Source organism: Microcoleus sp. D2_18a_D3 (assembly GCF_036702455.1).
Classification (GTDB): Bacteria; Cyanobacteriota; Cyanobacteriia; order Cyanobacteriales; family Microcoleaceae; genus Microcoleus.
Genome location: NZ_JAUBTK010000038.1, coordinates 32,886 through 46,713, shown reverse-complemented (window position 1 = coordinate 46,713; position 13,828 = coordinate 32,886). Strand labels below are relative to the sequence as shown.

Genomic DNA, 13,828 nt, shown 5'->3' with positions numbered 1-13,828 from the left:
AAAATGGTATGAACTATTTGGGCAATGCAAAATCAGTTCAGGCATTAACGGTTTACGAGGTGTGGCGCGATCGCTTCCTCCGAGAGCGGCTGCGCCCTGCAGTCGGAATTGCAATCTTTTTTGCCTTCACAATAACGGTCTATTTTCTAGGCGAAAGATTCTTCGCTCGCCAGGAGTTTAAAAGTGTTTATTTGTACACGAGCGCTGCTGTAGAACTGGGTTTGTTGACCTGTTTTGTGTTGCAAAAAACCTCCTTCGGACAGCGCTATCCCGGTTTGCTATTTTTGGCTTTTTCGTGGTCGCTGACGGTGGTTGTACAGCTTGGGCTAGCTGTCGCACAAGCCGGGGAATTACCAATTTTTACCTGGAGTTTAGCGTTTCTGATCCAAGCTACGGTGATGCCCGTCCGCTGGCGTCTCCACCTGATTTCTCAACTCGGCGTTTTGTGTTGCCACGTCGGGATAAATTTGGTTTTAAATCTAAGTTTTGCTAAGTATACTCCTTTTAAGTTGACCGGGTTGTACTTATATTTGTTTTGGTTTTGTTTGATTTGCGACTTGTCTGTTTATTGGTACGAATGTCTGCAACGGAAAGAGTTTAGTACCAGGCGTGAGTTGGAATCTGCTTACCAGCAGTTGGAGGTGGCGGAAGCGAAGTACCGCAGCATTTTTGAGAATGCCGGCGAGGGAATTTTTCAAAGCACTCCCGACGGCCGCTACATTACTGCAAACCCAGCTTTAGCGCGGATTTACGGCTGCGATTCCCCGGAAGAAGTGACGGCAAAGTTTACGGATATTGAGCGGCAGTTGTACGTCGATCCGGCTCGCAGAAATGAGTTTTTGCGATCGATCGAGAAAAGCGGCACAGTATCGGATTTTGAATCTAAAATTTACCGTTCAGACGGCAGTATTGTCTGGATTTCTGAGAAGGCGCGGGCGGTACGGGACAGCAGCGGCGCTGTGCTTTATTATGAGGGTTTAATTGAGGATATCACGCAGCGCAAACAGGCACAAGAATCGCTGCGGCTGTTTATCCACGCTCTTTCTCACGACTTGCGAAACCCGGTAGCGGGAATGTTAATGGTGCTGAAAAATTGGCAGACGAAACCTGGGGATTCGATCGCAATTCCCCGTTCTGTTTTGGAGCGAATGATTCAAGGTAGCGAGCAGCAGTTGCGCTTGATAAATTCGCTGTTGGAAGTTCACGCCGGGGAATTGCGCGGTTTGGTTCTGCACTGCGAATCGGTTAACTTGAGGGCGATAGTTGAAGCTGCTGCAACCGATTTGGAGCCTTTAATGAATGAGGGTAAAGCTACTTTTAAAAATTTAGTGCCGGATGATTTGCCAGCCGTGAATGCTGACAAAACTCAGTTGTGGCGCGTGTTGTCGAATTTAATTGCTAATGCTTTGAAACACAATTTTCCGGGACTGAACTTAACAGTTTCGGCTCAAGTAATCAAGGCTGAAAAATTAACTATAAATCAAAGGAGAGCCAAACAAGACATCGACAAATTACCGATTACCAATCCACAATCCCCCATTACCAATCCCCAATCCCCAATCCCCAATCCCGGAAGTAGGATGATTTACTGTACCGTGGAAGATGACGGGGCGGGAATATTGCCGGAACAGTGCGAACATCTTTTTGACCTTTACGTTAGGGGTTATGAATCCCGACACTCCGTCGGTTTGGGTTTGGGTCTATATCTTTGTCGGCAAATTATTAATGCTCACGGCGGCCAAATAGGGGTAATTAGCACTCCCGGTGCTGGGGCAAGTTTTTGGTTTACTTTGCCGCTGGCTGAGAATTTTCGGTAATTTTTTGGTATTTTAAATTACATTTAATCTAGCAATCGTGTCATATATTAAGAACGTTCTTAATTGCGGAAACCCTTGCGAAATATGCTTCTGCCTTCTTCCTTCTTGCTGCGGCTATACTTGTGTTGTGCCGTCGCAGGTGCTTTTTGAGTGGTTCAAGCCAAATCAGTAGATCGGACTATTTCGAGCGGACTATTGATATTAACTTAAAACCGTGGTATATTTACCAAAATGTTTTCCAAGGAAAAATAAATTTCATATCTTCACATTTTCTTTAGAAACATCATTTAATCTAGAAAATCTCTAAAACTAGATAAAAAATATGCAATTTATGTTGGTCGAGCAAAGCTCAGAAAATACAGCTAAAGACGATGCAGCTAAATATAACGAGCGGTCGTTATCCACTTTAATTCGGACGCTCCGTCTTTCCCAAGGTTACTTTTCTTTCGTTTTAGTCAACTGCAACTCGCTGCCTTTGCGGCAGCAAATAGTCGATCGCCTGCAAGTAAATTGTCCCGTGAAACCGCGGCAACTGTTTTTGCCCAAATCGGCTACAACTCTCTACAGGACAATCGCAGCAGAAATAGACGGGGAACAGCCTCCAGCTTTAATGCTCCTCGGTTTGGAATCAGTAGAGACGATCGATAGATTGCTCGTTTCTACCAACCTATTATGCAGTGAATTCAGCAAAACATTTTCGTTTCCCCTCGTCTTTTGGGTGACTGATGATCTCCTGAGAAAAATCATTCGCACCGCCCCGGATTTATACAATCGGATGACGACAATTAGATTCATCAGTCCTTAGTAATCAGCCGATCGATTTTAGATTTTAGATTTTAGATTTTAGATTTTAGGTTCTTAACAGTCAACAGTCAACAGTCAACAGTCAACAGCCAACTGTCAACAGTCAACAGCCAACTGTCAACACTCATTAGTCAAGTGTTAAATTCCGCTTCCCAAATCAGGACTAATTCTCGCGCCGCCGCAGTTCCCTCCGCAGGAAAACTTGCCAAAAAGTCTTTATCAGCCCCCACGTCGTAAGGCCCTTCCTTAAACTCCAAAATCACAGTATCCGGTGTCAAAGCTACTAACGTGTGAATAGTGCCCTCTGGCAGTTCGACAGCGCGAGTCGGGCCGGCCGCGCTGACTCGCAACGATCGCAGGATTTGACCGTTTTCGTTCAAAATAACAATACCCACTTCTCCTTGAATCACTACGAAAAACTCAAAACCGTTAACTGCAGGCGGGCGCAGGTGTTGGTGAGGCCGGACATAAGTCCCCGGTTGCAGCACGTTGACAAACCGCTGCACTTTTTCAGACAAATCATGGAAATTGTAGTTTTGTCGCTGGCGGGGACTGCGGCGGGAGGAAGTGGCAACTTCGTCTAGCAATTCTTGCGTCAGCAATTTGATCGGAGGGGAGTGCACAACAGATATCCTGTATTTAATAGTTTGTGAACAAATGGGCTAGTCTGGGATCATCGTTATCAGCATCTCTTGACACATGGAAATCGCAACTCAGGTGCGTATCACTAAGGCAATGCGTTTGTCAAGTATCTTTAGAAAAAGTATTAGCCCGATCGCCCTTTTGACTATTCTAGTCTGCGCCAGTACCGTTTCTGCGACTGAACCGAGGGCGGCACTGTTGGTTCAGCAGCAATTCTCACAGCAGCAACTTAAAGAAGAAATTCGCGATCGAGTTCAAGAAGAAGTTGACATTGCTTTTGGGCGCACGGCGGTACTGCTGAACGGGCTGATATTTGCCCTAACTTTGTTTCCGACAGCAGCCGGAGTCGGGGTTTGGTTTCTGTTGAGTAAATTGTCCAAGCAGACAACAATTGCCCGCCAAGAAATTGAAAGTCTCCATTACGATACAATCTCTCAATTAAAACTATTAATTTCGGACGCTGAAAGTATCTTAGGCGAAATTCAACACCAAAGTCACGCGGCCGATGCAGAAACAGACTTGTTATTTCCCGACGCCCAAATTCAAGAATTTGCTCCGGTTAACTATGGCAATTACCAACAGCTATTGACGGCCAGCGACTATGCTAAACAGGGAGATGCTTGTTTCTTTGAAAACCGTTATCAAGATGCGATCGCGGCTTACGATCAGGCCCTGCAAATTCAGCCGGATTTAGCCGATACTTGGAATAACCGAGGAGTAGTGCTCACGAGAATGCAGCGGTATCCAGAGGCGATCGCGTCTTACGAACAAGCTACTACAATTCGTCCGAATTATCCCGATGCTTGGAACAATCGAGGCGTGGTATTGTTGGAGTTGCAGAAGTACCAGGAGGCGATCGACTGTTACGAACAAGCAATTCAAGCCAAACCCGATTATGCCGATGCTTGGAACAACCGAGGCGTTGCTTTTTCCAAAATGCAGGAGTACGAACAAGCAGTAATTTCTTACAATCAAGCCCTACAAGTTAAAAATGATTATACTGACGCTTGGAACAATCGAGGCGTGGCACTCTCCAAATTGCAAAAATACGAAGCTGCGATCGCTTCCTACGACAATGCTGCTAAAATTCGACCTGATTTTTACAGAATTTGGTACAACAAAGCCCGATGTTATGCCCTACAAGGTAAAATTGAATTAGCAATTGAAAATTTAAAGCGCGCCCTCAATCTCAACCCGAATGTGTGTAAAGAGTTGGCAAAAAGTGAAGCTGATTTAGAAAAAATTCGCGAACATGAGGCATTCAAGCAGTTGATTAATTGAGCGGAACTTAGTAGAGTGAGTGGGAAAATACCTACAGCCTATTCCACGTTTATGAAGTATAGGGACAAAGGTTTTCGCCTTTTCCCTACGGGGATAGAACGATAGGCGGGGGTACTTCATAAACGTGGAATCTGCTTTAAGTAGTCAAAAGCGAGTGAAACGAAGCTATTGGCTTTCGGTTCGGGCAGTTGTACATTCGGTTATACAGCAAGGTTTATTTGTGCCTACCTACTTATATCATTTCCCGTTACACCGGAATGATGTTGACGGTTGACGGTTGACGGTTGACGCCGTGAACAGTGAACCGTGAACAGTCAACCGTCAACAGTGAACTCGAATTTACTATTCCGATGCTAACGGATTTGATATTACTTCTGTTTGATTACTACCAAAGTAATGTCATCAAATACTTTTTGCTCCCCGATGTATCGCCGCACGTCGTCAATAACAGCTTGCTTGATTTCTGTGGCTGACTGTTCCCTGTTAAGGACAACAACTTCAATCAATTGCTCGATACCGTATTGATCTTTCTTCATATCAAAAGCTTCGGTAATTCCATCTGTGTAGAGTACGACAACATCCCCGGAATTTAACTGTATTTCAGTAGAAGCAATGAAATCGGCAATATCTGCTTCCAAGGCGATGGGAAAGCCTAACTCCATAGTATCAATTCGCTCTACTTCGCCGCGGTCACGCAAGACAATCACCTCTTCGTGCTGTCCGCTCAAACGCAGAGTGTTGTCCCGATATTCCAGCAAAGAAAGGCTCATATTTTTACCGGAATCCATGCGCTCTACGTTGTCAAAAAGCGTTTGGTTGACTGTCTGAAATAATTTAACTGGGTCGGTTTCATTGTGAACCAACAAAGTGCGAATTGCTGTTTGCGCCATAATCATTAACACGCCGCTTTCTAAACCGTGTCCTGTCACGTCGCCGATGCCAATTGTGGCTTTACCACCGTGATTTAGTACGTCGTAGTAGTCACCGCCAACTTCATCAGCCGGTTCCATGAATCCAGCAATTTCTAGCCCTTCAATTGACTCTAATTCCTGCTGTTTAGGCAAAATCATTTGTTGCAGGCGGCGGGTTACGTCTAGTTCGGCACTCATGCGAAGGTTTTCTACTTTTAGCCGTTCGTTCAAAAGCAATATTTCTCTATTAGCTTGGGCTAATTGTGCGGTGCGTTCTTCTACTTTTTGTTCTAGGGTTTGATAAAGTTGGGCATTTTCTAGAGAAATAGCAGCTTGGGCAGATAGGAGTTGTAAAACTTCTATTCGCGCTGGGGTGAATACTTTTTCTGCTAGGTTGTTTTCTAAGTAAACTACGCCCATGAAGCGACCTTGATTGATGATGGGCGTACAGAGTATGGATTTAGTTTTATGGGCAACAATATAGGGGTCTGCGGCAAACATTGCCTCGGTGGTAGCATTGTTTAAGACGGCAGGTTTTTTGGTTCTTTCTACATAGTTGATGACGCTCATGGGGAGGATTTCGGGGAGGGGCAGATGGGGGATTTGTGAGAGGGTGATGTGGTCGCCTTCGACTTGTCCGACGGCTTCTATGGTGAATGTGTTTGAGTGTTTGAGCAGCAAATACCCTGTTCGGGCTCCGGCATTTTCAATGGCGATTTTGATTAGTTTTGCCAGCAATTCACTGAGGACTATTTCACTGGAGAGGGCTTGGGCGGCTTTGAAGACGGAGGCTAGGTCAAATCCTTCGGAATTGCTGCTACTGGTGATGGTGGCTAAGGTGAGGCTGGTTTCTGCAGGTTTTTGAGCGTTGATTTTGGCGAAGAATTGCGGATATCGGGTTTCTAAGTCTTTGACTTTGGCTTTGGCTCCCCAGCGGATGTAGCAGTAGTATGCTTCTAGGAGGAAGAAGCGGGCCATGTTTTCTTGGCCGCGAGTTAGGTGAAATTCTCCGGTGAGTTCGTTGGCGAGGGCTTCTTCTTGGGTGTATTGTTGTTCTCTGGTCCCGGTGATGGCCGCATCGTAGAGGGTTATGGCTGCGGGGTAGTCTCCTAAAATTCTCGCTTTTTCGGCTTCTACTAACTCGTATTTGTGTTGGTAGTTGGCGGGGCAATTGTTGGCCCAATGTCTCATTGTTTGTTGATTGGTGGCTACTTGTTCGAGATATTCTCTCTGTTCGGTTTCGCTGACGTGGGGATATTGAGCGAGGAGGCTGAGGGAGTAGTAAAAGTTGAGTTGTGCTGTCACCAGCATCCCTCGAACAGGTGCTTTATATTTATCTGCTTGCCGAGCATTTTCAACGGCGGCTTCGCGTTCTTTAAATAAATATGAAAGTAAAGTTTTAAAAGTGTATATAAAAAATAAGTTATAATAATTATTCATTTGTAATGCCGCTTCAAGAGACTTTTTTTCATTATATTGATCGCCAGTTAAGTCAGTAGGTCGGTTTGACTGACCCAGTAAACTTAAGTAAAGTTGTCGATACATCTTAATAGCTTCAAAGGAATGAGATTGCTTGAGTTTGCCAATCAAAGATACATACTCTCTGGTTTTAACATCCAGCAAATCTAAGTCGTTACCCGCAAAGAATATATGAAGATTATTTATTAGAATTGCATAGCAGCCATACTCTAAATTTCCGGTTTCTAGCCCACTATTAACAGCCTCTTGCAAAGAGTCTATGGTTGCCCTAACATGGTCTTTCCAGTGTCGAATAGATGAGTTAAAGCAATATAAAACAATTGCTTTTATATTTTTGGCATTGAATTGCTCCAGCAATCTTAAAGATAACTGACCAAATCTATATCCTGAATCAATATCTCCAGAAGCAGTCAAAAAGATACCATAATGAACGTACACACCAGCAGCTAAAGGAGGATTGCCGTAAGTTAAGCAGAGATCCACCATTGCAAATAAAAGCCGCGACAGTAAAGCAGGATTCGTGATATAAGCAGCCGAAGTAACTGTTAAAAGAATCCGAATTGCGGCAAAGTGATAAGGATATGTCATTTCGGGAAGGTTGGCTAAATCCTCAATTTTTTTATTTTCTTCTGCCAGTTTTCTTGAAATTGCCTGAATCAAAATTCCGGGATCTTCCGACATTTCAGACAGCGATATCCCTAATTTTTCCAGAACCTCCAACCCTGTCTCTATTGCTTCTGAAAACCTGTATTGAGAAATATAAGACTGAATTTTAACTTCATAAACTTTCACCCGATCTAAAAGCGTTTTCGCTTCTTCCAGCACAACTTCTAAAAGCTGTTCCGCCCGTGCAAAATTAGCGTTTAAATATTCAGATTCTACGGTTTCCACATAAATAGGCAGTGTCAAGTCATAATCACTCTGCCAACAATCGGCAGCCAGCAGTCCCCAACTCAGATTAAAATAATTAACCGCCGCTTCAAAGGCTGCGGAGGATTTAGCTTTTTGACCTGCAATCAAGTTAAGTTCTGCTAACAGGTTTTTGTCTGACTGGGTGGCCAGTAGCGGTAATTCCTCTGTGGTTGTCTCTATGCCAAAATTCAATTGATTAACCAGGGCAAAAATATTGTTTTTGCGTTCTTCGGCTGTGGTATTTTGCAGCAGCAATTGACCGATTTGGAAGTGAGTTGATTTTTTCTCGGTTTCGGGAATCAGAGAATAGGCAGATTGCTGCACTCTGTCGTGCAAGAATTTGTAATCAACTTTCACATCTTGCAGCCGCACTGATTCAGATTCCGACTCGACAAATACCAACGGAATTTTGTAGGCTTCGGAGAGGGGCAAAATCAAACCCGCCTGAAGCGCTGGCCACAACTGCGCCCCCGTTACTAATTCTGATGCTTCGTTGACAATGGCTAACACATCTAAGTTGAAAGTGTTGCCAATGCAAGCGGCTAGTTTTAAGGCTTTCTGAGTAACCTCTGGTAGCTTTTGAATGTTTCTGGCAATCAGTTCGACCACGTTTAAATCGGTAATACCAATGGCTTGTATTGCCTTGATATCCCATTGCCATTTGTCGCTGCTGGCTTCATAATTCAGCAGGTTTTCCAAGGCGAGAGTTTTCAGGAGTTGGGTTAAAAAGAAAGGGTTGCCTTGGGTTTTGCTAAACAGGAGTTCGGAAAAGGATTGAATGCGTTTTGTGGCTGCGGATTCATTGAGAGTATCGGCAATCAGTTGGCTAACATGATTTAGCGCTAAAGGTTGGACGGTGATGTTGTTGAGATTTGCCCCCGAGGCGCGGATTTTTTCTAAGGTTTGAATTAAAGGGTGAGTGGGGTTGACTTCGTTATCGCGATATGCTCCAATGATTAACAAATATTGGCTATCGGAGTCACTCATCAGCAGTTGCATCAGTTTCAGGGAGGCTGCATCTGCCCACTGCAAGTCATCTAAAAAAATGACAACGGGGTGCTGTGGCTGGCAAAAGACTTTGAGGAATTGTTGAAAAACTCGATTGAAGCGGTTTTGTGATTCTGTTGGCCCTAATTGCGGTACTTCTGGCTGGGGGCCGATAATAAATTCTACTTCGGGGATGACATCAATAATGACTTGGGCATTGGGGATCAGGGCATCTAAGAGTTGATGTTTCCAACTGGCAATTTCGGCGGCATTTTCTGTGAGTAATTGGTTGATTAAGGCTTGAAAAGCTGTGATGATGGCTGAGTAGGGAATGTTGCGGTTAAATTGGTCGAATTTGCCGGAAATGAAATAACCCCGCTGGCGGACTATGGGTTTGTGAACTTCGTTGACGATGGCGGTTTTGCCAATGCCGGAATAGCCGGATACTAGGATCATTTCGGCGTTGGGGGCAGGCACGGGGGCACTGCCCCTACGGGCGATTTCTGCCGATTTTAGGGGCAAACCCCCCGTGGTTGCCCCATCCGCGTTGGGGGGAGGCACGGGGGCACTGCCCCTACGGGCGATTTCGGCAGATTGTAGGGGCAAACCCCCCGTGGTTGCCCCATCCGCGTTGGGGGCAGACACGGGGGCACTGCCCCTACTAATTCTTTCAAAGGCGGCTAGTATTTCTATTACTTCTTGTTCGCGGCCGTAAAGTTTTTGTGGTATCAGTAATTGGCTACCTTTGTCGCGGGTAGCAATCACAAAAGGCGCTATTGTTCCTGTAGCAAGCAACTGATTTAAACAAGTTTCTAAGTCAAATTTTAATCCCGCTGCACTCTGATATCTCTCTTCGGCGGTTTTGGCTAATAGTTTTATTACAATATCAGAAATAACTTGGGGAACTTCTCTAATTTCACAAAGTGGTAACGGCTGTTTAGCTAAGTGACCATGTATTAATTCCATCGGGTCTTCAGTGACAAAAGGTAACTGACCCGCGAGCATTTCGTATAAAGTCACTCCTAAAGAATAATAGTCGCTGCGGTAATCTACCGAGCGGTTCATTCGCCCGGTTTGTTCTGGGGAGAGATAGGCGAGAGTACCAGCCAGTTCCGAGGGATTGCTAACAGCTTGATTCTCTTGTTGCAGGCGGGAAGAGATGCTAAAGTCAGTGAGTTTAACTGCACCTGTGGCAGAGTTAATAATAATATTTCCCGGTTTAATATCTTTGTGAATAATCGAATGGCGGTGCAAGTAATCTAAGGCATCTATTAAGACAATGGCAATTCTCAGAACTTCTGTTACAGGTAGGGTTTGGTTAGTAAGTAATTGGTCGAGGGATGAGCCGCCCAAATCTTCTAAGATCAGGGCAAAGCTGTTACGATAGTTTTCTAGGCTATAGACTTTTGTGATACTAGAACAGTCTAGGGGTTGGGCAATTTTGTATTCATTTCTGAGGCGGGTGACTTCTTCCAGAGTCGGGTACTCGGATTTGAGAAGTTTGACGATAACGGGTTGCTGGTCTGCTTCGCGGTAGCCTCGATAAACCAAACTTTTTACGCCGCTGTGAAGTTCTTGTACAATGCGATATCCGTTAAGTCCGAGCATAGTCCGTGCGCTAGTTGGTATTGTACTTGTTAGTGATATTAACCTATCGGGAGTGAAAACCACTGTATCATCAAGAAAATCCGTAAAAATTCACATTTTGCACCACGATCGAAAAGCTGTAGGGGCTGGTTCGCAAACAATATATAACAACGATAACCAACAATCTAAATAAACCCGCCCAACCCCACCAATCGCCCACATCAACCAAAAATTTGCATCGAATATTACAAGGTGGATGATGATTGTTCGTTGGGTGGGGCGGGTTTTCGAGATTGTTGGTTTTTGGCGATTATGGTTGGTGAACCCGCCCCTACAGCATTTAGGATAATACAATTCCCAGTCAAAGGGAAATGATATTATGTCTCTTTCTCAAAAAAAGGGCGATCGCCAGCTTCCTAGACTCTGAAGTGTTGGGCTTTGCCGACTGTAAGCTAGGGCTCGGTCAGTAGTTGAGTTGTAGCGCGAGAGTTTAGAGAACGCCTCTGCTATAGAATAATAGCAAAATCAATTACCTCCCACAAAAGCGAGCTCGGAGAAAATTATGGCATTTCCGCAGGATTGGAAAAGCGCTGAAGCTGAAATATCTCGGTTCATTGCTCAGTCATGGTTAAACCCTGAGCTGTACAATAACTTGCTCACTCGACCCACCGCTACCCTCCGGGAGGCTGGATTAATTGAAGACTTCGTAGAAGTCGAAGTAAATCAGAGTCCCGATGCAGTTCCCATCCTTCGAGGTACTCAAGGGGAGACGGTGATTTATGTCCTACCCCTGCCTCCCAAACCCGATGATCTGACAGATGCAAAGATTAGTGATTGGCTGGATCAGCGGGCAGAGATAGCCCCTGGTTTGGCTCCTAAGTCTTGCTAAAGTCCCTTTAGCTTCTCCCAGGCGGAACCCGTAGCTTGCCAGTTTTTCGGCCCCGCTTGTCTAGTCGCAGCGGGGCCGCTTCAGGACATTTAGCTGTAGTAAATAGACGTTATTTTTCCCAACCTACTTCCGTTATTTTTGGGCTCGTATCTGAATTATATGGCTGCGGCGGGTTTATATAATTTGTTAATAATTATCCCATATCACCGCGAACCCGCCCCGGCTTTTATCTGACGCTAAAATCAATTCAAAAATTATATTAAACACCCTTCAGGATGCTCTACCAACCAAAGTTTAAAAATTGCTTCACCGTCGAAATCATCAAATCGGTGGGAGTATTCCTAATCTCCGAGTCAGATTCCTTCGTCCTCTCAGGCCACCTTTACGAACTATTAACCCCCTTAATTAACGGTAACAACACCGCAGACGAAATCGTCAATCAACTGCGAGGTCAAGCCTCACCGCCAGAAATTTACTATACCCTAGCCCTGCTAGAAAAACAAGGCTACCTGATCGAAAACGACACCTCCCTCCCCGATGAAACCGCTGCCTTCTACACCCTTTTAAACATCTCCCCCCAACAAGCCACATCGCGCCTACAATCCCTCAAAGTAGCCGTCATCTCCTACAGCCAAATTCCAGCCGAAGCTTGTGTCAGCGCCCTAGAAACCCTCGGCATTCAAACCTCGGCCACCGCAGATATCACTGTCATCCTAGCCGACGATTACCTGCAACCCGAACTGGGCGAATTCAACCAAAAAGCCCTTCAAACAGGCAACCCTTGGCTACTCGTCAAACCTACAAGTTCCACAATTGCGATCGGCCCGATTTTTCACCCCGAAACCACCGCCTGCTGGGAATGTCTCGCCCAACGCCTGAGAGCAAATCGCCCCACCCAAAGCTTCATCCAGCGTCAAAAAAACTACTCAAAACCCTTATTAACTCCCCCATCTTACCTACCTTCCACCTTACAAATAAGTTTAAATTTAGCCGCCACAGAACTAGCCAAATGGATTGTCTAAGGCGACAATAAAACCTTAGAAAATACCATAATTACCTTTGACACCAAAACCCTCAAAACCACCAATCACACCATAACTAAACGCCCGCAATGCCCCGAATGCGGTCAACTTCCGCCCCAAGAAATCCAGCCCTTTGTCCTCCAAAGCCAGAAAAAAACCTTTACTGCGGATGGCGGACATCGCGGCATTTCCCCAACCGAAACCCTGCAAAAATTTGACAGCCAAATCAGTCCCATAACCGGAGTTGTGCGCGGTTTACTCAAAGTTCCCCAAACAACCAATGCTTTAACACCGAACTACATAGCCGGCCATAATTTCGCTACGATGTTCGATGACTTGTACTTCCTCAAAGAAAACTTACGGGGCAGAAGTGCCGGCAAAGGCAAAACCGACGAACAAGCCAAAGCCAGCGCCTTGGGAGAAGCCATTGAGAGATATTCCGGCGTATTTCAAGGCGACGAAATCCGCAAAAAAGGCAGCTATCAAACAATGGGAGAAACCGCCATTCACCCCAATGATTGCATGGGTTTTAGTGCAGCGCAATATAACACTCGCCACGAATGGAATAAAACCTGTAAAAACTTCTTTCAAAGAGTCCCCGAACCCTTCGATACCAGCCGAGAAATTGACTGGACACCAATTTGGTCATTAACTAATCAACGAGTCAAATATCTACCCACAGCTTACTGTTATTACGGCTATCCCAAACCCGAAAAACCCGACTGTTGGGCAGACTCCAACGGTAGCGCCGCCGGCAATACCAAAGAAGAAGCAATTTTGCAAGGATTTATGGAATTAGTCGAGCGAGATAGCGTCGCCTTGTGGTGGTACAATCGAGTTAAAGTCCCCGCCGTTGATTTAGATAGCTTTAACGATTCCTACATTAAAGAACTCAGACACTATTATCAAAGTATAGACCGCACTCTGTGGGTTTTAGACCTCACCAACGATTTTAACATCCCCGTTTTTGCCGCCCTTTCTCACCGCATCGACAGAGAAATCGAAGACATCATTTTTGGTTTTGGCGCACATTTTGACCCCCAAATTGCCCTATCTCGCGCTTTAACAGAAGTCAATCAATCGTTACCATCAGTATTAACTTTCAACAGCGATGGTAGCACAAATTACGGCGTTTCCGACGGCCTCACCGTTGAGTGGTACAAAACCGCCACTCTAGAAAATAAATCTTATTTAACTCCCGATACTTCCCAACCTTTAAAATTACTATCTGACTATCCCCCCTTAGCCAGCGATGATTTAAAAGCCGACGTTGAAAAGTGCGTAAAAATAGCTGAAACATTAGGCTTAGAAACCTTTGTTTTAGATCAAACCCGGCCAGACATTGGCTTAAATGTCGTCAAAGTTATAGTACCAGGAATGCGGCACTTTTGGAAACGCTTAGCACCAGGGCGAATTTATGACATTCCCGTGAAATTAGGCTGGCTAGATGCACCCATCCCCGAACACCAAATCAACCCATTCCCGATATTCTTTTAA

7 protein-coding genes and 1 pseudogene are annotated in these 13,828 nt (G+C 45.1%); 6 read left to right on the top strand and 2 right to left on the bottom strand.

Annotated elements, in window-relative coordinates:
- Positions 1 to 8 precede the first annotated feature (8 nt).
- Positions 9 to 1,817, top strand: coding sequence for a PAS domain-containing sensor histidine kinase (locus QUB06_RS18245; protein WP_333436471.1), 1,809 nt, complete (start codon positions 9 to 11; stop codon positions 1,815 to 1,817).
- Between the two features lie 322 nt (positions 1,818 to 2,139).
- A complete protein-coding gene (locus tag QUB06_RS18240; RefSeq protein WP_333436470.1) occupies positions 2,140 to 2,622 on the top strand; it encodes a hypothetical protein in 483 nt (160 codons plus the stop codon).
- A gap of 130 nt (positions 2,623 to 2,752) precedes the next feature.
- Here the strand turns inward: QUB06_RS18240 and QUB06_RS18235 are convergent, their stop codons facing one another.
- Complete coding sequence (locus tag QUB06_RS18235; protein ID WP_333436469.1) at positions 2,753 to 3,244, bottom strand: WbuC family cupin fold metalloprotein; 492 nt, start codon at positions 3,242 to 3,244, stop codon at positions 2,753 to 2,755.
- Positions 3,245 to 3,320: 76 nt separating this feature from the next.
- Here QUB06_RS18235 and QUB06_RS18230 point away from each other — a divergent pair, with 76 nt between their 5' ends.
- Positions 3,321 to 4,544: a tetratricopeptide repeat protein gene (locus tag QUB06_RS18230; RefSeq protein WP_333436468.1), complete on the top strand. Its 1,224-nt coding sequence runs from the start codon at positions 3,321 to 3,323 to the stop codon at positions 4,542 to 4,544.
- 368 nt (positions 4,545 to 4,912) lie between these two features.
- Here QUB06_RS18230 and QUB06_RS18225 read toward each other — a convergent pair whose 3' ends face one another.
- Complete coding sequence (locus tag QUB06_RS18225; protein WP_333436467.1) at positions 4,913 to 10,441, bottom strand: AAA family ATPase; 5,529 nt, start codon at positions 10,439 to 10,441, stop codon at positions 4,913 to 4,915.
- A gap of 541 nt (positions 10,442 to 10,982) precedes the next feature.
- Between QUB06_RS18225 and QUB06_RS18220 the strand changes: the two genes are divergently transcribed.
- The 3 genes and pseudogenes from QUB06_RS18220 to QUB06_RS18210 all read left to right on the top strand — a co-directional run bounded on the left by QUB06_RS18220 (position 10,983) and on the right by QUB06_RS18210 (position 13,828).
- On the top strand, positions 10,983 to 11,309 hold the full coding sequence (locus QUB06_RS18220; protein WP_333436466.1) for a hypothetical protein: 327 nt from the start codon (positions 10,983 to 10,985) through the stop codon (positions 11,307 to 11,309).
- A 275-nt stretch (positions 11,310 to 11,584) separates the two neighbouring features.
- Positions 11,585 to 12,520: pseudogene (locus QUB06_RS18215) on the top strand (TOMM precursor leader peptide-binding protein); the annotation flags it as partial.
- Positions 12,521 to 12,577: 57 nt separating this feature from the next.
- Positions 12,578 to 13,828 carry a YcaO-like family protein gene (locus QUB06_RS18210; RefSeq protein ID WP_333436485.1) on the top strand — a complete coding sequence of 417 codons (1,251 nt, stop codon included), beginning with the start codon at positions 12,578 to 12,580 and terminating at the stop codon, positions 13,826 to 13,828.